The sequence below is a fragment of the Skermanella pratensis genome (assembly GCF_008843145.1).
In the GTDB taxonomy this organism is placed as follows: domain Bacteria; phylum Pseudomonadota; class Alphaproteobacteria; order Azospirillales; family Azospirillaceae; genus Skermanella; species Skermanella pratensis.
Genome location: NZ_CP030265.1, coordinates 3,373,985 through 3,395,000, shown reverse-complemented (window position 1 = coordinate 3,395,000; position 21,016 = coordinate 3,373,985). Strand labels below are relative to the sequence as shown.

The window sequence follows — 21,016 nt, the reverse complement described above, 5'->3', positions numbered from 1 at the left end:
ACCTGACCGGTTTCGGCGGCTTTTCCGCGTTGGCAGGAAAAAGCAGAAAGTGGCTGTTCAACGCGGAGCGGTTTTTGGGAAACTATATCCCGTCAAGGAGGCCCGAATGTACAATCCGCCAGCGTTCCGCGAGACCGACCTGCCGTTCATCCAGGATACCATGCGAGCCGCGAAGCTTGCCAACTTGGTCACGGTTACGGCCGGCGGACTGACATGCACGCCGCTGCCCTTGTTCCTGGACGACAGCCAAGGGGAAATGGGCACGCTCTACGGGCACGTCGCGAAGGCGAATCCCCAGTGGAAAGAGGCGCCGATGGGCGATGCCCTGGCGATCTTCATGGGGCCGGATGCCTACGTTACCCCCTCCTGGTACGAACGCAAGAGCCTGGACGGAAAGGTCGTTCCCACGTGGAACTACGTGGCGGTCCATGCCTACGGCCCGGTCGAGTTCTTCGAGGACGCCAGCCGCCTGCTCGATGTCGTTACGCGCCTGACGGATCTCCACGAGGCTTCGCGCCTTCGGCCCTGGGCTGTCGATGATGCTCCCCCCGACTTCATCCAAGCGCAGCTGCGTGGCATCGTCGGTCTGCGGCTGCCCATCACGCGGATCGAAGCCAAGCGGAAAATGAGCCAGAACCGAACCGCCGAGGATCGGGCGAACGTGAAAGAGGGGCTTTCCCGGAGCATGGACGCTCGGGAACGCCAAGCAGCCACCCTCATCCCCGATTAAGGCCGGATCACACCGTTCACGCCGGCCCGAGCGGACGCCGCGGGAGAAATCCCGCGGCGCTTTACCGATCCTCAGTCGGGTATCCGGAGCACCGATCCCCGGAACGTAATGCGGTCCTCCTTCCGGGGTTTCTTCGCGATGGGCGGCACGTTGTCCCGGGTGATCGCAGGCACCACGGAAGCTTCCACCCCCCGCGGAACGGTGTGGACCACCTGGGAAGGCGGCAGCGCGTCGCCCTTGGTCAGATGGTCGTACAGGTAATCCAGCCCCTCGTTGAAATAGACATGCAGGGGCACGTATGCGGCGGCGAAGGCCGGGATCACGTTGAAGGCGTCCAGGTGATGGGCGTTGGTCACCTCATAGTACCGGATCTCCTGGCGTTGCCTCAGGGCCGAACCATAGTATGAGCGGGAGCTGTGGTTGACCGCGATCAGCGCGTCGGCCCGGCCATGGATGATCACGGCAGGCTTGCCGCGCAGGTTCGCCGTGGCAAGCACCTCCTCCACGCCTTCCGCCAAACGCCGCGCCGGATCCCTGCCGCCGCGGCCCTTGTCGCCACCGCCCCTGCGCGAGTGGTCGCGGTCACCGGCGGTCCACAGGGCGCGCAGGCAGGCGGCGCCGTCCACGTCCGCCATGGGAGCCGGCGCCCCGCCGACTGTCGTGGTCGAAACGCCGTTCCGAATCAATTGGATGCCGATATTCGGGGGAATGCCGTTCGATTGGGCGAAGGCAAGCTCGGCATTGGCGCGGGGCAGGGGAGCCGGCCGGTCCGTCGCATCGGCATGGGCGTAGGAGAAGCCGCACAGATTGTCGGTCACGCTGGCCCTGGAATAGGCGTTCGCATAGGCGACTGTCACGGACTGGTAGACATTGGCCGACCAGTAGAACGCCGCGAGCGCATTCTGCTCCGGCACGATGCCATAATCCTGGATCAATTTCTGGGCCTCGGCCGGCGTTCCCTCGTTCAGCAGCCCGCGCGCCTTCAGGTCGGTGCAGACCTGCAGGGCCCGGGTATTGCCCGGCAACGCCGCCGCACAGCCCTCATAGAGGGTGTAGAACGACATGTAGTCGTAAAGCGGCCGTCCGTGTTCCACCAAAGCCGGGCCGCTGCCCTGCTGGATCCGGAAGGAGCGGTCGCGCTTCGGATTGACGTTCGGCTCCGAAACGGCGATGCCGTCGATCCAGCCCCGCCTGTCCTCCTCGGCCGCCCGCAGTGCCGCGGCCCCGCCGTTGGACACGCTCGACGCGATGACGATGGTGTTCTCCGGCGTTATCCTCCGGAAGTCCTTCTCGCCGGCGAAATGCCGGTTCAGCAGATGGAAGCCGAGCTGGACGGAGCGCAGGGTATCGGTCCCCCAATCCGCCTCGGGGTTCTCCCGCGAGTGGGCGTGCTTGATCGCCCAGCGGTCCGGGTTGTCCTCCAGGTACCGGTCCAGCTCGCGCCGCGGAATCCGTGGCTCGAAGTTCAGCGGCTTGCCCGACCGGGACGCCTCGACATGCTCTCCCCGGATCGTGTAGCCCTTGCCGTTCTCCAGGTCGAAGAAGCCGGTGCCGGTCCCCTTGTCGTTGTAGACGACCGCGCAGCCTTTCTTCAGCCCCCACTCGCCCGCGGTGCCGATCGCCCCGTAGACGCCGCGCGAGCCGGACGAGGTCGCCGTTACCATGCAGGGCTTGTCGGGACGGAAACTGTCGGGGACCTGCACGGCCACCGTCACCCGCGAGTTTCCGCGACCGTCGCCGTCCAGCAGCGCCAAGTACTCCGTCCCGGGTATCTTTCCGTCCCGATCCTTCGCCTTGTCGTCCACTCCCACGACCGGGCCGTAGAGCGTGCCATAGCCGCCTCCGGTCGACACGTCCACCAGCGCCCGGTAATTGTTGTAGATCGCGATCCGGCGCAATTCCTCGGCGGTCGGCGAGGCGGCGTTCACCGGCTGGGGTGCCTGTCCCGCCAGTCCCGCCGCTCCCAGGCCCGCCGTCAGCAGGTCGTCGCTGTATCCGTCGTAATCGGCCTGCAGGATCTTGCCGATCACCTGCCTCTCGATCCCGTCCCGCCCGTGCTTCCGATCGTCGTCTCCGTCGTCGTCCCTGGCGAACGCCGACGGTGCCATGCCGATGAGCAGGCAGAGCGTTGACGCGACTGTGGCTGCGACTCTTCCCATGGAATTATATCCCCCGACTGGGATTTATTTTCTTCAGCTCCGCATCCTGGAGCAGTGGCTCTCAGAATAGGGAGCAATTTCAGGAACATACACTTGCCTGAAGTGGCAGCACCAAAGGGATGATGTCCTGATCACCGTCAGCTTGCCGGACATGTCGTTTGGTGCGCTTGACAGCGGGCCGAATAGGGGCGTCGGCGGAGGAAGCCCGGAGCACAAGGAAAGCGTCATGCCCGCAGCACGAACACTGTCCGCCTCCCCAAAGGCACCTATATCTATTTCACTACCTATGATCTAATCGGCAAGTGATTTAGCTTAAGAAAGCTGTCCAACAAGTGCCCTCATGTCCTTCTGCTTGAGGTACAGGATAGGGTAATCTCGGAATAACGGCAGATCGCCGCTCGTCATACCGCCATGGACATCATGGAGGTCTAAGATGCGACGACGGCAGTTTCTCCAGTACGGAGGCGGCCTGGCAGGCGTCGCCGGGCTGTCATTCCTGTCGGGTCCGCTGCTGGCCCAGGCGGCCCCGCCGCCGATCGAAGTTTCTCTTCGGATACAAGAGGCCGACGTGGAAATGGTCGACGGGTCGGCCGTCTTCATGTGGGCATTTTCCCTCGGCACCGGCAAGCCGAGCGTTCCGGGGCCGGTCATCCGCCTGAAGCAGGGACAGACGGTCACCCTGACCGTGCAGAACCTCGCGAGCACTCCGCATTCCCTGCAAATACCCGGCATGCCGGGTGTCAGCCTCGGGCCGATCGCTCCCAACGGTATCGGCAGCGTGACGTTCACGGTCGGTCTGCCGGGCACCTACTTCTATCTCGATCCGGACCGCGCACCGCTGAACAGGCTCCTCGGGCTTCACGGTGCGATCGTCGTCGAACCCGCCGCCCAACCGCCCGGCAGTCCGGCCACCCCCTATGCCGCGGGCCAGGCGACGCCCGGAGTCCGCGCGCTGTTCTCGGCGCTGGGCAATCACGCCCGCTTCCCCGGAAGCCCATGGCAGCCGGGCCGGGACCGGATCTGGGTGTTCAACCAGATCGACCCGCGAATCAACAAGCTGGCCGAGGCGGGCGATCTCGCGGGAGCGCTCGACCTGACCGCATCGTTCCTGCCCCGTTATTTCACCATCAACGGCCTGAGCGGAGTCGATGCGGCCCATGACGAGGCCACGGTCCCGCGCGGGCGGGTCGGCCAACCCCTGCTGCTGCGGGCGCTCAATGCCGGGCTGGCGACCCATTCTCCCCATATCCACGGAAACCACGTCTTCACCACCGCGGAGATCGTCGAGAGCTCCCATGCGGTCCGGGTGCTCGACAACATCATCGAGGAGGACACTTGGTCGATGCCTCCCCTGATGCGCCGGGACCTGCTGCTGCCCTTCGCCAAGCCGCCCGAGATCCCCGACGCCGCGTGGCCGCCGCGCCAGGAGAAGTTCCCGCTGATCTACCCCATGCACTGCCACAACGAGATTTCCCAGACCTCCGCCGGAGGTTCCTATCCGCTGGGGCTCGTGACGGACTGGATCATCGAGGGTCCGCTTTAGTTTCCGCCGCTCGATGAAAGGAAGTTTCCCATGAGCACGACCATTCCCCGTCCGCCGACCGATCCCGCGGAGTACGACGCGTTCGGCTGCGATCCCAATTCGGACGTGATCGAGACCCCGGACAAGGTAAGCCCCAACATCCGCCTGACCCGCAAGGTCCACGGGTCCTTCGACGTCACCATGCCGGACGGCCGCGACGTCCGCTTCTGGGGCTTCGTCGATCCCAATACCTCCGGCGGCGACCGAACCTGGCCCTCGCCGCTGATCCGGGTGCGCCAGGGCCAGATCGTCCATGCCACCCTGGATGCGGCCAAGAACACCCATACCATACACTGGCACGGCATCGAGCCGAGTACCGTCAACGACGGCGTGGGACACACCTCCTTCGAGGTCAGCAACCAGTACACATACCAGTGGCAGGCCAAGACGCCGGGCACCTACTTCTATCACTGCCACAAGAACACGGTGCTCCATTTCGAGATGGGCATGTACGGTCCGCTGGTCATCGATCCTCCCAGCGGACCGGGACTGCTGTTCGAACGCCATCCCGCCGACGAGGACCAGGCGACCGACCTCCGCTACCAGGTGGAGGCGATCTGGTCCTTCGACGATGTCGACCCGCGTTGGCACGAACTGAATCATTCCGCCGGCCTGTGCGGCGAGGACGCCGGGCTGAACCGCTTCGAGCCGAAATACTTCCTGATCAGCGGCGTCCCCCACCCCAGGACGGAACGGGATCCCCGCGTCATCGTCCGGGCCAGGAAAGGGCAGAACATCCTGTTGAGGTCGATCAATGCGACCTACAGCAACCTGGACATCCGCATCGGCCTGAACAGCACGATCGTCGAGATGGACGGAAGGCCCCTGCGGACGAACCCCCAGCTCGGCACCTTTTCGAAGCCGATTCCCGTGCCGGCGAAAGCGGTGACGAACCTCACCCCGGCACAGCGGACGACGTTCATGATCCACAACGTCCAGCCCGGCCGGTACGAGGTGACGGCCACCTACAAGGACTGGATCACCAACCGGCCCCACGCGGCCGGGGGACTCGCCAGAACCTGGATCGAAGTGACCTGACAAGCGCGCTGGAAACACCCCTCATGGCGGCGGTCCCCATAATTTATTTGCCGCTTCGGAAATATTGGGGTTTCCAAATTCGTCATCTACTTGGGTGTTGGGGAAACACCTTGGTCAATGGGAGGAAAGCAGAGAATGCTCAGATCGGTAACGCTCGTTGCGGCCTTGCTGATCGCCGGCTTGGTCATGCCTGTTACGGTAAGCGCCAGGGAGAGCGACGCGCGAAAGCTCGCCCTGCAGCCGACCAAGAATGCGAAAAGGGCAGATACCGAAAAGGAAAGGCAGGACGATGCCGCCAACCGGCCTGCCGAGCCTGACGACGACCGCGGAAACAGGCTCGGCCTGGATGACGGGTTCCGGGATTGCTACGTCTACACGGCGTCCGGGCAGATGGCGAGGCCCTACTTGAGCTACCGGTCTGCGGCCGACAAGGCGCGCCTGGAAAGCGAGGCGGCGCTCCTGTCGCTCGCCGAAACCGTCTATGCGGACGATATCGGGCAGTTCCACGACCTCACCGACGACAGCGCCTCTGCCTTCAGCACGAAGGCGGAGCATTTCCGTCTCAGGCACCGCCTCGGCGCCCGGGGATGCGCGTCCTGATGGGCGCACCGACGCATCGTCCTTCACACTCCGAACGTCATCAAGGTCCCATAATGCGCATCATCCACTGCGTCCCTGCCCTCGCGGCCGCCGTGCTCTTCTGCACGGTACCCGCCATGGCCCAAGGCTCCGGCCAGGGCGTGATCGAGATCGAAGGCCCGCTCGAGGCCGCGGGCGTCGAGAGCGGCAACAGCGTCATCAAGGTCATGGGCCTTACCGTCGTCGTCACTCCCGCCACCAAACTGACCTCGCCCACGGCGCCGCTCGCCCATGGCGACCTGGCGTCCGGGCCCGCGCTACCCGGCCGGACGGAGCGGGGCTTCATCGGCGGCCACGCCATCGTCACCGGCACGCGCGACCTTTCCGGCATCTATGCCCGGCAGGTCTATGTCGAGCCCGCCGAGCACCACCTGATCGGCACCGTGACGCTGAACGACGGAACCGGCTTCGAGGTGGAAGGGATGCCGGTCGTCCTGCTGCCGGCCTCGTCCAATGCCCGGCCTTATCCCGACGTGACGCCCGCATCCGGAATGCCGCCCGTCGCCTACGACCCTCGGCTGCCGGGAACCCCGCTGAAGAACTCGGCCGGCTTCGAGATCGCTCCCGGCTCCGTCGCGCCCGGCACGGACATCGTGGTGGCGGGCTATTACGTGCCGACGCCGGATGGCAAGGGTACCGTCTACGCCTACAGCGCCACGGCATCGGTGGGTGACGACGCGAGCCAGACGCCGCGCGTGAGCATCCTGCGGGCGGAGTGCCGCCAGCGCGCCGCCGACGAGATCGAGTGGGACGTCCGCGGCAGCACGGTTCCGCCGAGCGGGTCGGTCGCCATCCTCAACGCGGCGGGCACGGTCCAGTACGGCGTCGCCGCCGTCACTCCCGACGTGTCCGACCCGGGCAAGGGCCAGTACCGGTACCGGGCCGACATCCGGAAGGCGGCCCAGCAGTGCCCGGCCGGCGTGCTGGCGCGGTTCACCGTCGGCGGCAAGACCTACACGGCCACGGCCGCGGTCGAACGCCGGTAACGCCCCGGCTCGGCGACTCCCGTGGATCGGGCCCTGCGTCCAGGGGCCGATCCACGATCAGTCAACCCCGCGGCAGCGGCCGGCCCGGAATGGCCCGGGCGCCGTGGCGGGAGTCCCATTCGTCCTGGACCGTCTGGAGCACCTGCATCGCCGGCAGCACCGACGGGCCGGACGCCCGGGGCGGGCGGTTTCCGCGGATGGCCTCCAGGAAATCCAGGGTGACGCGGGTGCAGTTGTCCTGCTCGCTCTCGATCTCCGCCGTGCCTTCCGACGTCTTGAGCGTCCCGGCCAGTATGTCGTAGAAATAGGTGTCCCGGTCCGTAACGATCAACTTGTCGTAGAAACGATAGGCCGCATGGTACGACCCGTGGACCAGCAGCGACTGGTCGGCCTCTGTCTCCACCATCACGATGCATTCCATGGGGATGCCCGTCGTCGGGTGCAACTCGCCCAGATAGCTTTGGACCCGCCGGATCGGCGCGCCGTCGAACAGGTACATGCCGAGATCGACGAAATGGCAGAAATGGTGCCACAGGATGTTGTCGGTCCAGCTCCGCTGGTATCCCGTGGCGCCGATATTGACCAGCCGCTTGATGAAGAAGCGCCCGGCGATGTGGCGGATCTTCTCCTCCCCGGCACGGGTGCGGGCCAGCAGGTCTTCCCGCTCGCGGCGGAAGCGCATGGGGTGCGACAGCCCGTATACCTTGCCGCTCCTCTCACCCGCCTCGACCAACCGCTTCGAACCGGCCAAGCTCATGGCGATGGGGATCTCGATCAGCGTGTGCTTGCCGGCCTCCAGGCATTTGATCGCCTGCTCCTCGTGCAGGTCGCTCGGCGTGCCCAGGATCACGGCGTCGATCTCCGGATCCGCCAGCGCCTCGTCGAGCGAGACCGACCATCCGCGGTAGCCGTGGCGTTCGGCGAACTCCCTGGCCCCCTCCGGATTCCGGCCGACGATTGTGTGCAGCACGGCGTCTGTCCGTTTCAGGGCCTCGGTGTGCCAGACGCCCATCATGCCATAGCCGACCATGCAGACATTCAACGTCATGGATGTTTCCTTATCCTTTGAACTTCGCCACCGGCACGCCGGGAACATCGACTTCAAGCGCGAAGATCCCGCCCGACAGGGGGAACGCCGCCAGCCGCTCGTCGGACACGTTGTGGCGCAGCGACGTCACATAGATCGTCCGCATGTCCGGCCCGCCGAAGCACGGCATGGTCGGGGCCGCGCACGGCATCGGGATCTGCCGGTCCAGCCCGCCGTCGGGCGACCAGCGGTTCAGCACCCCGGCGGAAATGCCGGCGCTCCAGTAGAACCCCTCCATGTCCGTGGCGGCTCCGTCCGGGCGACCGACCTCCTCCGACGGCTCGGCGATCACGCGGCGGTTGGTGAGGTCGCCCGTGCCGGGCTCATGGTCGTAGGCGCAGATCAGCTTCCCCTTGCTGTCGGAATGGAACAGGGTCCGGCCGTCGGCGCTCCAGGCCAGGCCGTTGGAGACGATCAGCCCGTCCAGCATGCGGCGGACCGTGCCGTCCGGCGCCACCCGGTAGAGCGAACCGGTCCGCCGGCTCATGGTTTCCTCGTCCATGGTGCCGGCCCAGAAGCTGCCGTCCGGTGCCGCCTTGCCGTCGTTCAGCCGGTTTCCGGCCATGTCCGGTTCTGGGTTGGCGACCGGCGTCAGGTCGCCCGTCCCGAAATTGAACAGGTGGAAGCCGTTGCGCAGCGCCACGATGGCGCCGCCGCTTTCCCGCAGCCCGAAGGAGCCGATCGAGTGCGGCATCGCCCATGTCCGCGTGGCGCCCGTCGCGGGATCGAGCCGGTGCAGGGCGGGGGCGAGAATGTCGACCCAGTACAGGGCCTGCTCCTCCACCGACCAGACGGGGCATTCTCCAAGCAAGGCCTTGGCATCCAGAACGCATTCGACTTCCACCCTGTTCTCCTTTTCTTGGACTGTGGCGTATTGTCATTGAACGGCGAGACCGAGCTTCTCCGCGATCGCCCGCAGATGGGCATGGCCTTTGCGGGCATAGGTCAGGGGATGGGCCTTAGCGGGGTCCTGCTCCGCTTCGCAGATGATCCAGCCGCCGTAGCCCGCCTCGGCGACGGGGCGGAGTGCCGCCTCGAAATCGACCATGCCATCGCCGGGAACCGTATAGACGCCGTTGATCACTGAGTCGAGGAAGCTCCAGCGTCCGTCCCTGGCCTGCTTCAGCACGTCCGGCCGGACATCCTTGGCGTGGACATGGTTGATGCGCTTCGCCCATTTCCGCGCGACCTCGGCCGGATCGTCGCCGGCGAAGGTGAAATGGCCGGTGTCGAACAGCAGCCCCACGGTGTCGGGCGTGCCGGAAAGCAGCCGGTCCACTTCGCGGGCCTTCTCGATCACAGTGCCCATATGGTGGTGGAAGGCGAGCTGGACGCCCTTGCCGGCCATGTACTCGGACAGCTTGGTTATCCGGTCGAGGAATACCGGCCATTCCGCCTCGGTCATCACCGGCCGCTCGGAAACCGGTACGTCGCGCCGGCCCTGGACCGTGTCCGATGTCTCGGCGAAGACCATGACCTTGCAGCCGCAGGCCGCCAGCAGGTCGAGATGGGGCTGCATGGCCGCGATCTCATCCTCCACGGTTCGCTTGCGCAGTTCGGCCCCGTACCAGCCGGAGACGAACTCGAGCCCGTACTCCGCCAGCTTGGACTTCAGCGCCTCGGGCTGCCTGGGAAACTTGTTGCCCATCTCGGTCCCGGTGAAGCCGGCCTCGCGGGTTTCCCGCAGGCAGGTTTCCAGGGGAGTGTCGCCGCCCAGTTCGGGCAGGTCGTCGTTGCTCCAGGCGATCGGGTTGGTTCCCAGCTTGACCGTCATCGCAGCCTCATCGTTCCGTGTGATCGTTCAGCCCTGGGCCTGTTCCCGGCGGGCATCGACATAGGCGGCGAAGGCCTCCTCGACCTGCGCGCGCTCCGATACTTCCGGCACCGCCACGTCCCACCAGGCGCCGCCGGCCTCGGTGGTCGGCATCGGGTCGGTGTCGATCACCACCACATAGGTCCGGTCGGACTGGCGGGCCCGCCGAAGGGCCTGTTCAAGCTCGGCGATGCTTGCGACCTTCTCGGAGGTGGCGCCAAGGCTGCGGGCGTGGCCGGCGAAGTCGATCCAGCTTTCGTCCGCCCGATGGTCGACGGTCTCGACCAGGTTGTTGAAGCTTTCGCCGCCGCAGGCCCGCTGAAGCCGGTCGATGCAGCCGAAGCCCCGGTTGTCCAGCACGGTGACGATCAGCTTGCGGCCCAGCATGACCGAGGTCTGAAGCTCGGAGTTCATCATCATGTAGCTGCCGTCGCCGACCATGACGAAGACCTCGCGGTCCGGCCGGGCCATCTTGACGCCCAGACCGCCGGCGATCTCGTAGCCCATGCAGGAGAAGCCGTATTCCATGTGGTAGCCGTTGGGCGAACCCGCCCGCCAAAGCTTGTGAAGCTCGCCCGGAAGGCCGCCGGCGGCGCAGACCACGACGTCGCGGGCCTCGGCCGCCCGGTTGACGGCGCCGATCACCTGGGCGTCGGTCGGCAGCGGGGCGTTGGTCGGCGACACCGCCTGATCCACGGCGCCGTTCCATTCCTTGACCAGCGCCGCGGTCCGTTCCCGCCAGGCCTCGGAGACCTTGTAGGAACCCAGCGCCGCCGTCAGGTCCTCCAGCGTCCGCCTGGCGTCGCCGACCAGCGGCACCGCCCGGTGCTTGCCCGCGTCGAACGCCTGGATGTTGAGCTGGATCAGGGTGGCATCGCCGGGCACCAGCGCCCGCGACCCGGTCGTGAAGTCCTGTAGCCGGGTGCCGACCGCCAGGATCACGTCGGCCTCCCGCGCCAGCGCGTTGGACGCCGAACTGCCGGTGACGCCGATCGAGCCGACCGCCTGGGGGTGGTCCCACGGCATGGCGCTCTTGCCCGCCTGGGTCTCGGCGACCGGAATGCCGTGCGTGGCCGCGAAGTCCTGAAGGACCCGGCTCGCCTCCGAATAGAGCACGCCGCCGCCCGCGACGACCAGCGGCCGCTCCGCCCTGGCGAGCAGGTCGAGCGCCCGGGCGAACTCCTCCGCGTCCGGGGCCGGACGCCTTATCCGGTGGATCTGCGGCCGGAAGAAGCTTTCGGGGAAGTCGTACGCCTCGGCCTGGACATCCTGCGCCATGCAGATCGTGGCCGGCCCGCAGTCGACCGGATCGGTCAGCACCTGGATGGCGCGGGGCAGGGAGGTCAGGAGCTGTTCCGGACGGGTGATCCGGTCCCACCAGCGAGAAACAGGGCGGAAACAGTCGTTGACGCTGACCGTGGCGTCGTTGAAGTCCTCGATCTGCTGAAGGACCGGGTCGGGGCGGCGACTGGCGAAGACGTCGCCGGGCAGGAACAGCACCGGCAGCCGGTTGACGTGCGCCACGCCGGCGGCGGTCACCATGTTGGACGCTCCCGGCCCGATCGAGGTGGTGCAGGCCATCATGCGGCGCCGGTTGCTTGCCTTGGCGAAGGCGACCGCCGCCAGGGCCATGCCCTGCTCGTTGTGGGCGCGGAACGTCGGCAGCGTCTCGCGGGCATGGTACAGCGCCTCGCCCAGCCCGGCCACGTTGCCGTGCCCGAAGATCCCCCAGCAGCCGGCGAACAGCGGCACTTCCGCCCCGTCCACCCTAGACCGCTGGGCCGCCAGGTATCGCACCACCGCCTGGGCGGCGGTCAGCCTGATCGTTTCTTCCATGGTTCTTCCTCCAGCGTTTCTTGTTTTCGTCTTACCTGTCCAGGCGGACGACCCCGCCCGTGCGCAGCGACTCCAGCCCGGCGTCGGCGAGGCGAAGCGCCTCCCGGCCTTCGGCGAACCCGGCCAGCGGTTTCGTTCCCGTCTCGACGCAATCGATGAAATGGTCGATCTCCGCCATGTAGGCTTCGAAATAACGCTCGATGAAGAAGTTCAGCACGGGGTCGCGGGCCTGCGTCCCCCCGGCTCCCCAGGCTTCCACCGTGGTCGGCCGGCGGTTGTGGGCCTGAAGCATGCCCTTCCCGCCGAAGGCCTCGATCCGCTGGTCATAGCCATAGGCGCAACGCCGGCTGTTGTTGATGTGGACCAGCGCGCCGGACGCGGCCCGCAGGACGATCATCGCGCTGTCGATGTCGCCCTCTTCGGCGATCATGGGATCGACCAGGGCGGCGCCCATCGCCTGGAGTTCGACGATGTCGCCGACCAGGTAGCGGGCCATGTCGAAATCGTGGATCGTCATGTCCCGGAACAGCCCGCCCGATCCCCTGATATACTGGACCGGCGGCGGGGCGGGGTCGCGGCTGGTGATGACGACCTGTTCCACCTTGCCCAGTTCGCCCGCCTGGATGCGGTCGCGCAGCGCCTTGAAGGAGGGGTCGAACCGGCGGTTGAAGCCGATCATGACCAGCGGGTCCAGCTTGCCGATCTCCTGCCAGCAGGCTTCGACCCGAGAGATGTCCAGGTCGATTGGCTTCTCGCACAGCACCGCCTTGCCGGCCTTCGCGGATCGGGTGATCAGGTCCACGTGGGTGTCGGTCGTGGACGCGATGAAGACTGCGTCGATCGCGGGATCGTTCAGCGCCTGGTCCACGGACCCCAGCACCCGGGCGCCCAGTTCCGCGGAAACTCCTTCGGCGGCCTCTGCCGCCACGTCGTAGACGCCGACCAGTTCGGCGCGCGGATGGGAGTGGATGTTGCGGGCATGCATCCGACCGATGCGGCCGCAGCCGAGCACTGCGAAACTGACCATGTCTTCTCCCTGTCCAACTATTCTTTCTTCCGCGGCGGCGCGGGTCGGCGGCGGCGATGTCCATGCCCTTTACGCTGTCCCGGATACCGGCGTCCACTCCGAGAAAGGTGGGCCCGCCGATCATCACGCACCGGAACAATGCCCATATCCTCGCCCCGCTTCAGGCACATGGCAAGGCTGTGCCCGGTCCGGGCTCCGCCGTCCTGGACTTGCCGCTTTCCGCAGGGCAGAACCCTGTCTCGGGATAGATGGGAAAGGTGAGATGGCTTACGCCGTCAAGGAACTGTTCAAGACGTTGCAGGGCGAGGGAGCCCATGCCGGCCGGGCCGCCGTGTTCTGCCGCTTCGCCGGCTGCAATCTGTGGTCCGGGCGCGAGCGAGACCGGGAGACCGCGACCTGCCGGTTCTGCGACACGGACTTCGTCGGCACCGACGGCGAGGGTGGCGGGCGCTTCGGCAGCGCCGCCGAGTTGGCCGGTGCCATCGCGCGCACCTGGGGACCCGGGGCGCCGCACCGCTACGTCGTCTTCACCGGCGGCGAACCGCTGCTCCAGCTCGACGGCGCGCTGATCGAGGCCGTCCATGCCGAGGGGTTCGAGATCGCGATCGAGACCAACGGCACCCTGGAACCGCCGCCCGGCGTCGACTGGATCTGCGTCAGCCCCAAGGCCGGCGCCGACTGGGTGCTCCGATGGGGCCACGAACTGAAGCTGGTCTTCCCCCAGCCCCGGTTCGATCCCGCCGAATTGGAAGACCTGCCGTTCCGCCACTTCTGGCTCCAGCCGATGGACGGCGCCGACCGCGTCGCCAACACCGCCCTTGCGGTCGCCTATTGCCGGGACCATCCGCGCTGGCGCCTCAGCCTCCAGACCCATAAGCTGATCGGCATCCCGTGAGCGCCACGCCCACCATCTCAGACATATCCGGGGGAAGCATGACGGAAGAAAAGGCGCTGGTACTGTTCTCCGGCGGGCAGGATTCCGCGACCTGTCTCGCCTGGGCCCTGGACCGCTTCGCCCATGTGGAAACCATCGGGTTCGACTACGGCCAGCGCCACCGGGTCGAGCTCGAGTGCAGGATCCGCTTCCGCGACAAGCTCGCCGCCCGGATGCCGGACTGGAGCGCCCGCCTGGGCGACGACCACATGCTGGACCTGTCCGTCCTGGGCGCCGTCAGCGACACCGCGCTGACCGGCGAGGCGGAAATCCGCTACCAGGAGAACTGCCTGCCCAGCACCTTCGTCCCCGGCCGCAACCTGCTGTTCTTCACCTTCGCGTCTGCGGTGGCCTACCGCCGCGGCATCAGGCACCTCGTCGGCGGCATGTGCGAGACGGATTACTCCGGCTACCCGGACTGCCGCGACGACACGCTCAAGTCGCTCCAGGTCACACTGAACCTCGGCATGGACCAACGGTTCGTCGTCCACACGCCCCTGATGTGGATCGACAAGGCGGCCACATGGGAGATGGCCGACCGTCTCGGCGGCCGGGCGCTGGTGGACCTGACCGTCGAGGACACCCACACCTGCTACCTGGGCGACCGTGCCACCCGGCACGATTGGGGTTATGGCTGCGGCACCTGCCCGGCCTGCGAGCTGCGCTCCGCGGGATGGAGCCGCTACCAAGCCTCCCTCCGGGGATGATCGCGGACGCCGCCTTCTTCGCCGTGGCGGTCCCCGCCCTACCGTGAAACCAGAGTCAATTTCCGTAGGTCCGTAGGTCGGCCAAAGCGAAGCGGCAGCCGACAAAGAGGGAGAGCGGGTGTCGGGTGCCGCTTCGCTCTACCCGATCTTCGGCCTCCCTATGCCGGATCGGGCGACGTGATGTAGAGCGCGGTCGCCTTCGATTGGGTCAGCGCCTGGTAGCGTTCGTACTGCCCAACCACATCGCTGATGATCTGGTCGCGGGTGAAGCCCATCACGTCGTACCCCCGGCTTCCGTCCGAGAAGAAGGTCCGCGCCGCCCAGCTGTGCGGACGCCGCTCCTCGGTCGAGGCCGCCTGCGCCGCCGTATAGGCCGGCAGGAGCTGGCGTATGGGCCGTACGCCATAGACGAAGCTCCTGACCTCTATCGCCGGGACGGTCAGCGCGATGCCGTCCTCGCCGTAGGCGCCGACCATCACGGACAGGCCGCGTCCCCGCATCTCCTGGGCGACCATCTCCAGCGCCGGCGATACGGTCCCGGTCAGGAACCGGGCGACGTCGTCGCGATGGGGCGTATGCAGGCTCAGTTCCAGCCGCTGGCGCCACGACAGCTCGGCCGCCGGCACGGCGGCGGGGGCCGTATTGCCGCGGGCGAGGTCCGCCTGCATTCCCCGGATGAGGCCGGCGGCGAGCATGATCATGATGAAGGTGAAGGGCAGGGCGCTGATCAGCGTCATGGTCTGGAGCGCCGTCAGTCCGCCGGCGAGCAGCAGCAATGCCGCCGCGATGCCCTCCAGGGCGCACCAATAGACCCGCTGCCACAACGGCGTGTTCTCGGCGCCGCCGGCCGCGATGGTGTCGATCACCATGGATCCGCTGTCCGACGAGGTGACGAAGAAGATCGCCACCAGCAGCACCGCCAGGGTGGAGGTAACGGACGGCAGCGGCAGGTAGGTGAAGAACTGGAACAGCGCCACCGACACGTCCGCCGAGACGGCCTGGGTGATCGCCCCGGCCGCCACGCCCATGTCGAGCGAGATGGCGGTATTGCCGAACACCGTCATCCACAGGAACGAGAAGCCCGTCGGGATGAACAGCACGCCGCCGATGAACTGGCGCACCGTCCGCCCGCGCGAGATCCGGGCGATGAACATGCCTACGAAGGGCGACCAGGCGATCCACCAGGCCCAGTAGAACAGCGTCCAGGAACTCAGCCAGCCCTTCGGCTCGTAGGCGTAAAGGGTGAAGGTCCTGATGAAGAAATGGTCCAGATACGTGCCGATGTTCTGGACGAAGGCCTTCAGCAGGAAGGTCGTCGGACCGACCGCCAGCACGAACACCATCAGCAGGATGGCGCAGATCAGGTTCAGCTCCGACAGCCGGCGGATGCCGACGTCCAGCCCCGTCACGACCGACACCGTCGCCAGGGCGGTGATCACGGCGATCAGCGGGATCTGGACCGACAGCCCGACCGGCCAGTCCAGCAGATAGTTCAGACCGGCATTTATCTGGAGCACGCCGAAACCCAGCGACGTCGCGATGCCGAACAGAGTCCCGCAGATCGCGAAGATGTCCACCGCGTCGCCGATCGGCCCGTTGATCCGGTTCTTGAACAGTGGGTAGAGGCCGGAGCGGATCGTCAGCGGCAGATTGTAGCGGAAGCTGAAATAGGCCAGCGACAGCCCGACGATGGCGTAGATCGCCCAGGCATGGACGCCCCAGTGGACGAAGGTGATCACCATCGCCTCGCGCGCCGCCTCTATCGTCAGCGGTTCGGCTTCGGGCGGCGTGGCATAGTGCTGGATCGGCTCCGCCACGGCGAAGAACATCAGCCCGATGCCCATGCCCGCCGCGAACAGCATGGCGATCCAGGACGGATAGCTGAAATCCGGCTCGGAGTCGTCGGGTCCGAGCTTCAGGTTGCCTGACCGGCCCAAGGCCAGGAATACGCAGATGAAGACGAAGGCCGCGACGGATAATATATAAAGCCAACCGAATCCTTCGATGATCGAGGATTGGACGGAAGCGAACATTTCCTCAGATTCGTTCGGATAGATGATGCCGACTGCGAGCAGGGCCACAATAATGAGGCTCGCTCCCCAGAAGACAGGGGGATTGATCGTCTTCTGCCCCATATCAGACGCGCTCCTTTTCCCTCTGGCTCGACTGTCGCCGAAGCTTCAGGCTTCTCAACGTTTGCCAAGCCGGAAAAGTGTCAATCTAAAGGCGTTCGGGGGCGAGAATATCTTAACGCCGGGAGGCGTCCGCCCGCGGGTCCAGCGCGTCCTGCAGCCCGTCGCCGACGAAATTGAAGGCGATCACGGTCACGAAGATCAGCAGCCCCGGATAAATCGCCAGCATCGGCGCGGACCAGATCAGCTCCTGCGCGTTGGTCAGCATGTTGCCCCAGCTCGGCAGCGGCGGCTGGATGCCCAGGCCGAGAAAGCTCAGCACCGATTCCAGCAGGATGATGTTGCCGACCGACAGCGTCGTGGCGACCACGATGGGCGAAGCGACGTTGGGCAGGACATGGACCAGCATCAGCCGCAGGTTTCCGGCCCCCAGCGCGATGGCGGCCCGGACGTACTCGCGCTGCCGGACGCTCAGCGCCGCGCCGCGGACGAGCCGCGCGACCGTCGTCCAGCCGGCCAGGGACACGATCACGATGATCCGGTAGAGGCTGACCTGATCGGATTGCGCCAGCCCTGCCGGGACGCCCAGCTTGCCCAGGTCCACGGCGGCCAGCACGATCAGCAGGGGCAGCAGCGGCAAGGCGATCACCCCGTCGGTCACCCGCATCAGGAAACCGTCGATCCTTCCCCCGAAGAAGCCGGCGAGCAGCCCGACCACCGTCCCGACCACGGCGGACGCCACCGCGGCGGCAAGTCCGACGAACAGCGACACCCGGCCACCATACAGCAGCCTGACCAGCACGTCGCGCCCCAGCTCGTCCGTGCCCAGCCAGTTCCGCGGGGAGGGCGGGGCGAAGCGGTCGAACAGGCTGACCGCGTTGGCATCGACGCCGAGCGCCGCCTCGACCAGCGGCGCCGCCAGGGAGGCGCCCGCCAGGAGCACCAGGAGCACCAGGCTCGACACCGCCGCCGGAAACCGCAGGAAGCGCCGCCACGCCGTCACGTGCGCGTCTCGGTGAAGGTGATGCGGGGGTCGAGCGCGGCATAACCCAGATCGGCCAGGAGATTGCCGGCCAATGTCATCAGCGTGGCGAGCAGCAGGCCGACCAGGGCGATGTTGTAGTCGTTCCCCAGGATGGAATCGTAGATCAGCTTGCCCATGCCCAGATACGCGAACATCGTCTCCGTCACCAGCGCGCCGGAAAACAGGGTCCCGAACCCCAGCGCCACGATGGTGACGACCGGGATCATGGCGTTCCGCAGGGCATGGCGCCAGACCACGGACCGCTCCGGCACGCCCTTGGCGCGGGCGGTGCGGATATAGTCCTGCCGAAGCTGCTCGATCACGGCGGCGCGGACGAAGCGGGTGTAGCCGCCGACGCTGACCAGCGTCAGGGTGGCGACCGGCATCACCAGATAGGGCAGGCGCTCCCATAGCCCACCGGTTCCGCCGACCGGGGCCATGCCGCCGGCCGGCAGCACCCCCAGCACGACCGCGAACAGGATGATGAACAGCAGCGCCAGCCAGAACGGCGGCACCGAGATCCCCGCGAAGCAGGCCAGGTTGATCGCCGTGTCCGCGGCGCCGTGGGGCCGCCGGGCGGCGAATACCCCCAGCGGGATGGCGACCGCCAGGGACAGCACGAACGAGATGCCCAGCAGCAGCAGCGTGTTCATCAGGCGCGGCGCCAGCACTTCGGGCACCGGCCGGGAGAACAGCCGCGAATATCCCAGGTCCCCCTGGAGCGCCGCGGCCAGCCAGTTCAGGTAACGCTGCCAGATCGGCTGGTCCAGGCCGTACAGCTCCCGCAGGCGCGCGGCATCCGCCGCCGTCAGGTTCGGGTCGGCGTTGATCATCAGGTCGACCGGGTCGCCCGGCATCAGCCCGATCAAACCATAGATCAGGAACGACATGATCAGCAGGACGACGAGCGCCTCCAGCAGCCGGAAAGCCACGAAGCGCAACATCAGCGGCGGCCCATCCCCGGCGGCGTCAGTTCGAGCGCCACTGCTCGATCCACAGGGTCGATGGGTACTGGTGGCCGGTCGGGCGCACGCCGTCCAGCCAGGGTGGCATGATATAGCTGTCCGACCGGAAATAGAGCGGCAGGGCCGGCAGTTGCTCCGCGTAGATCTGCTGGAGCCGGGTCCACAGGGGCCGCGCCTCGTTCTCGCCGCAGGTCACCTCCAGGTCGTCGATGATCCGGTCGGTCTCGGCGTCGCGGAACCCGACATAGTTCTGGCCGGAAAAGCCGTTCTCCGGCGTCGGGATCATGGTCGAGTGCAGGATCGTGCGCGGGATGTTCTCCGGCGCGCTCAGCCAGGCGAACAACGCCATGGCCGGGAACCGGCGCTCGCGCAGGGTCTCGCCGAACAGCACGCGGGCCGGCTGGTTGTTGATCCTGACCTCGACGCCGACCTTGCGCCACTGCTCCTGGAGCACCTGCTGGACCAGTTCGCGCGTCCGGTTGCCGGCGGTGGACTGGAACTCCAGGCTGAGCCGCCGGCCGGCGGAGTCGTGCCGGATGCCGCCGCGCAGTTCCTTCCAGCCGGCTTCCTCAAGCAGCTTCACGGCCGCGGCCGGGTCGAACGGGTAGCGGGTGAAGTCCTCGCTGTAGTAGCGGTCGAGCGGATTGACCCCGGTATGGGCAACCGGCTGCTTGCCGCCGAACAATTGGCGGGAGATCGCGTCGCGGTCGATCGCGGTCAGCAGCGCGCGGCGGACCCTCACGTCTGACAGGATCTCGTTGTCGAGCTTCAGGTCGATATGCTCGTAGAACAGGCCCGGCTGGTAGACGACCCTGAACCGCTGGCCGTGGCGCTTCTCGAAGGCGAGCGCCTGCTCGATCGACAGCCCGACTTCGCCGGCAACGTAGTCGACTTCGCCGGACAGCAGGTTGGCCTCCATCGCCGAGGTGTTCTCGATGGTGCGGACCACGATCCGCCTGAAGCCCGGCTTGTCGCCCCACCAGGTCGGGTTCGGCTCCAGCACCACGTAGGCGCCCGATTCGACCCGGCTGATCCGGTAGGGGCCGAAATAGAGGCCGGGATTGGTGCGGTCCGTGTCGTACAGGGTGCGGTTGCGGTACTGGGCGGGATCGGCCTCGAACACCGGGCGTTCCAGGTGTTCAGGCAGCACCAGCAGGTCGTTGATCGAGTCGTAGCTGCACCGGTACTTGTCCCAGTGGACGGTGAAGGTCTTCTCGTCCACGGCGGTGATGCCGACGATGTCCTTCGAGAAGAGCTGCGCGTTGGTGACGCCGCTCAGGGGATGGCGCCCGACCTCCCAGGTAAACAGCACGTCGCGGGTGGTCAGCGGCTTGCCGTCGCCCCAGGTGGCGCCCGGCTGGATGGTGAAGGTGGCATCGATCGCCCGCGTGCCGTCCGGCCGGGTCACCTCGACCGCCGTTCCCTTTTCCAGGCTGGGCAGCTCGGTGCAGAGCAGGCAGATCAGCTTCCAGTCCTGGTCGAAGGTGGTGAAGGGCCGGCGTGCGGCGCCCAGGATGTAGCTTTTGGTCGCCATGGCGTCGATGCTGGGATGGAACGTGCCGGGGAACTGCACGGCGCCGATCACCAGCTCGTCCTTCGCGGCGAGCGCCGCCGATCCCGAACCGAAACACCCGAGACCCAGGGAGAGGGCGAGCGCGGCGCCCGCGCATCCCAACAAAGTCCGATTAATCGCCACCGGCCGCTCACCTTAAACGTTGCGTGCACCACGTCACTCGAACTATGGGTTCTGTCCAGCCGCGGGTCCAGCGCCGATCGTGCCGGCAGGCATCGCCGGTGCCGCTGATCCGTAGGCGTTTCAAGGAGGATTTGCATGGTTCCGAAGATCCGGTCCCGTTTCGGCGCCGCCCTGCTCGCCCTGGCGGCCTTCGCCGCCGCCGTCCCGGCCGATGCCGCCGAGGAGAAGCGGTTCGATGACTGGAAGCTGCAATGCGCCGACCGTGCGCCGGAAGGCTTGCCGAAATGCATCATCACCCAGAACGTGGTGTCGAGCGATACCAACCTGGGATTGCTGAGCGTGGCGGTCTATTTCCGGCCCGGCGCCGATACGCCGTCGCTGGGATTCAACCTGGCGCCCCAGGCGGTCAAGGAAGCGGGCATGGTGCTCCAGATCGACGCCCGCCCGGCCCTGGAAATGCCGATCCAGGAGTGCAATCCCAATTTCTGCGTCGTCCGGGCCACCCTGCGGGACCAGGTACTGACCATGTTCCGCAACGGCACGCGCGGCGTCGTGGCCTTCAGGATCCCGCCCGACCAGCGGATCGCGGCGCAGATCTCGTTCAGGGGCTTCACCAACGCCTTCAAGGCCCTGGAGCAGCGAAAGGCCGGCTAGCTTCCGA

At 66.8% G+C, this 21,016-nt stretch carries 18 protein-coding genes; 8 read left to right on the top strand and 10 right to left on the bottom strand.

Annotation, left to right across the window (positions count from 1 at the left end):
• Window positions 1-49 precede the first annotated feature (49 nt).
• A complete protein-coding gene (locus DPR14_RS15435) occupies window positions 50-730 on the top strand; it encodes an FMN-binding negative transcriptional regulator (RefSeq protein WP_211103784.1) in 681 nt (226 codons plus the stop codon).
• A gap of 71 nt (window positions 731-801) precedes the next feature.
• On the opposite strand, the gene DPR14_RS15430 is transcribed toward DPR14_RS15435, so the two are convergent.
• On the bottom strand, window positions 802-2,889 hold the full coding sequence (locus tag DPR14_RS15430) for a 3-hydroxybutyrate oligomer hydrolase family protein (RefSeq protein ID WP_211103783.1): 2,088 nt from the start codon (window positions 2,887-2,889) through the stop codon (window positions 802-804).
• 433 nt (window positions 2,890-3,322) lie between these two features.
• On the opposite strand from DPR14_RS15430, the gene DPR14_RS15425 reads away from it, so the two are divergent.
• The 4 genes from DPR14_RS15425 to DPR14_RS15410 all read left to right on the top strand — a co-directional run bounded on the left by DPR14_RS15425 (window position 3,323) and on the right by DPR14_RS15410 (window position 7,134).
• Window positions 3,323-4,432, top strand: a complete 1,110-nt coding sequence (locus tag DPR14_RS15425; RefSeq protein WP_158045941.1) for a multicopper oxidase domain-containing protein — start codon at window positions 3,323-3,325, stop codon at window positions 4,430-4,432.
• Between the two features lie 30 nt (window positions 4,433-4,462).
• A complete protein-coding gene (locus DPR14_RS15420) occupies window positions 4,463-5,509 on the top strand; it encodes a multicopper oxidase domain-containing protein (RefSeq protein ID WP_158045940.1) in 1,047 nt (348 codons plus the stop codon).
• Window positions 5,510-5,644: 135 nt separating this feature from the next.
• Window positions 5,645-6,109: a hypothetical protein gene (locus tag DPR14_RS15415; RefSeq protein WP_158045939.1), complete on the top strand. Its 465-nt coding sequence runs from the start codon at window positions 5,645-5,647 to the stop codon at window positions 6,107-6,109.
• Between the two features lie 53 nt (window positions 6,110-6,162).
• Window positions 6,163-7,134 (top strand): hypothetical protein, encoded by a 972-nt coding sequence (locus tag DPR14_RS15410; RefSeq protein ID WP_158045938.1) that lies wholly within the window; start codon window positions 6,163-6,165, stop codon window positions 7,132-7,134.
• Between the two features lie 61 nt (window positions 7,135-7,195).
• On the opposite strand, the gene DPR14_RS15405 is transcribed toward DPR14_RS15410, so the two are convergent.
• Genes DPR14_RS15405 through iolG form a run of 5 tightly spaced genes read right to left on the bottom strand, consistent with a single transcriptional unit; the run spans window position 7,196 to window position 12,897 of the window.
• Window positions 7,196-8,182, bottom strand: a complete 987-nt coding sequence (locus DPR14_RS15405) for a Gfo/Idh/MocA family protein (RefSeq protein WP_211103782.1) — start codon at window positions 8,180-8,182, stop codon at window positions 7,196-7,198.
• A 10-nt stretch (window positions 8,183-8,192) separates the two neighbouring features.
• On the bottom strand, window positions 8,193-9,065 hold the full coding sequence (locus DPR14_RS15400) for an SMP-30/gluconolactonase/LRE family protein (protein WP_158045936.1): 873 nt from the start codon (window positions 9,063-9,065) through the stop codon (window positions 8,193-8,195).
• Between the two features lie 33 nt (window positions 9,066-9,098).
• Window positions 9,099-9,995, bottom strand: a complete 897-nt coding sequence (gene iolE, locus DPR14_RS15395) for a myo-inosose-2 dehydratase (protein WP_158045935.1) — start codon at window positions 9,993-9,995, stop codon at window positions 9,099-9,101.
• 27 nt (window positions 9,996-10,022) lie between these two features.
• The gene (gene iolD / locus DPR14_RS15390) at window positions 10,023-11,870 is read right to left on the bottom strand and encodes a 3D-(3,5/4)-trihydroxycyclohexane-1,2-dione acylhydrolase (decyclizing) (protein WP_158045934.1); all 1,848 of its coding nucleotides are present in this window, start codon (window positions 11,868-11,870) and stop codon (window positions 10,023-10,025) included.
• A 31-nt stretch (window positions 11,871-11,901) separates the two neighbouring features.
• A complete protein-coding gene (gene iolG, locus DPR14_RS15385) occupies window positions 11,902-12,897 on the bottom strand; it encodes an inositol 2-dehydrogenase (RefSeq protein WP_158045932.1) in 996 nt (331 codons plus the stop codon).
• 262 nt (window positions 12,898-13,159) lie between these two features.
• Between iolG and queE the strand changes: the two genes are divergently transcribed.
• Window positions 13,160-13,792: a 7-carboxy-7-deazaguanine synthase gene (queE, locus tag DPR14_RS15380; RefSeq protein ID WP_158045931.1), complete on the top strand. Its 633-nt coding sequence runs from the start codon at window positions 13,160-13,162 to the stop codon at window positions 13,790-13,792.
• Between the two features lie 38 nt (window positions 13,793-13,830).
• Window positions 13,831-14,538 carry a 7-cyano-7-deazaguanine synthase QueC gene (gene queC / locus DPR14_RS15375; RefSeq protein WP_158045930.1) on the top strand — a complete coding sequence of 236 codons (708 nt, stop codon included), beginning with the start codon at window positions 13,831-13,833 and terminating at the stop codon, window positions 14,536-14,538.
• Window positions 14,539-14,696: 158 nt separating this feature from the next.
• On the opposite strand, the gene DPR14_RS15370 is transcribed toward queC, so the two are convergent.
• The 4 genes from DPR14_RS15370 to DPR14_RS15355 form a co-directional block, all read right to left on the bottom strand.
• On the bottom strand, window positions 14,697-16,673 hold the full coding sequence (locus tag DPR14_RS15370) for a BCCT family transporter (protein ID WP_158045929.1): 1,977 nt from the start codon (window positions 16,671-16,673) through the stop codon (window positions 14,697-14,699).
• A gap of 112 nt (window positions 16,674-16,785) precedes the next feature.
• On the bottom strand, window positions 16,786-17,673 hold the full coding sequence (locus DPR14_RS15365) for an ABC transporter permease (RefSeq protein WP_158045928.1): 888 nt from the start codon (window positions 17,671-17,673) through the stop codon (window positions 16,786-16,788).
• Window positions 17,670-18,638, bottom strand: coding sequence for an ABC transporter permease (locus DPR14_RS15360; protein ID WP_158045927.1), 969 nt, complete (start codon window positions 18,636-18,638; stop codon window positions 17,670-17,672). The genes DPR14_RS15365 and DPR14_RS15360 overlap by 4 nt, the downstream gene beginning before the upstream one ends.
• A gap of 25 nt (window positions 18,639-18,663) precedes the next feature.
• On the bottom strand, window positions 18,664-20,355 hold the full coding sequence (locus DPR14_RS15355; protein WP_246148198.1) for a peptide ABC transporter substrate-binding protein: 1,692 nt from the start codon (window positions 20,353-20,355) through the stop codon (window positions 18,664-18,666).
• Between the two features lie 135 nt (window positions 20,356-20,490).
• Between DPR14_RS15355 and DPR14_RS15350 the strand changes: the two genes are divergently transcribed.
• Window positions 20,491-21,009, top strand: coding sequence for an invasion associated locus B family protein (locus DPR14_RS15350; RefSeq protein WP_158045926.1), 519 nt, complete (start codon window positions 20,491-20,493; stop codon window positions 21,007-21,009).
• The last annotated feature ends 7 nt before the right edge of the window (window positions 21,010-21,016 follow it).

Coding starts and splice junctions, on each gene's coding strand:
- DPR14_RS15370 (WP_158045929.1), bottom strand. CDS start 16,673: ATGGGGCAGAAGACGATCAATCCCCCTGTCTTCTGGGGAGCGAGCCTC.
- DPR14_RS15350 (WP_158045926.1), top strand. CDS start 20,491: ATGGTTCCGAAGATCCGGTCCCGTTTCGGCGCCGCCCTGCTCGCCCTG.
- DPR14_RS15425 (WP_158045941.1), top strand. CDS start 3,323: ATGCGACGACGGCAGTTTCTCCAGTACGGAGGCGGCCTGGCAGGCGTC.
- DPR14_RS15360 (WP_158045927.1), bottom strand. CDS start 18,638: ATGTTGCGCTTCGTGGCTTTCCGGCTGCTGGAGGCGCTCGTCGTCCTG.
- DPR14_RS15420 (WP_158045940.1), top strand. CDS start 4,463: ATGAGCACGACCATTCCCCGTCCGCCGACCGATCCCGCGGAGTACGAC.
- DPR14_RS15415 (WP_158045939.1), top strand. CDS start 5,645: ATGCTCAGATCGGTAACGCTCGTTGCGGCCTTGCTGATCGCCGGCTTG.
- queC (WP_158045930.1), top strand. CDS start 13,831: ATGACGGAAGAAAAGGCGCTGGTACTGTTCTCCGGCGGGCAGGATTCC.
- iolD (WP_158045934.1), bottom strand. CDS start 11,870: ATGGAAGAAACGATCAGGCTGACCGCCGCCCAGGCGGTGGTGCGATAC.
- iolE (WP_158045935.1), bottom strand. CDS start 9,995: ATGACGGTCAAGCTGGGAACCAACCCGATCGCCTGGAGCAACGACGAC.
- queE (WP_158045931.1), top strand. CDS start 13,160: ATGGCTTACGCCGTCAAGGAACTGTTCAAGACGTTGCAGGGCGAGGGA.
- iolG (WP_158045932.1), bottom strand. CDS start 12,897: ATGGTCAGTTTCGCAGTGCTCGGCTGCGGCCGCATCGGTCGGATGCAT.
- DPR14_RS15405 (WP_211103782.1), bottom strand. CDS start 8,182: ATGACGTTGAATGTCTGCATGGTCGGCTATGGCATGATGGGCGTCTGG.
- DPR14_RS15410 (WP_158045938.1), top strand. CDS start 6,163: ATGCGCATCATCCACTGCGTCCCTGCCCTCGCGGCCGCCGTGCTCTTC.
- DPR14_RS15430 (WP_211103783.1), bottom strand. CDS start 2,889: ATGGGAAGAGTCGCAGCCACAGTCGCGTCAACGCTCTGCCTGCTCATC.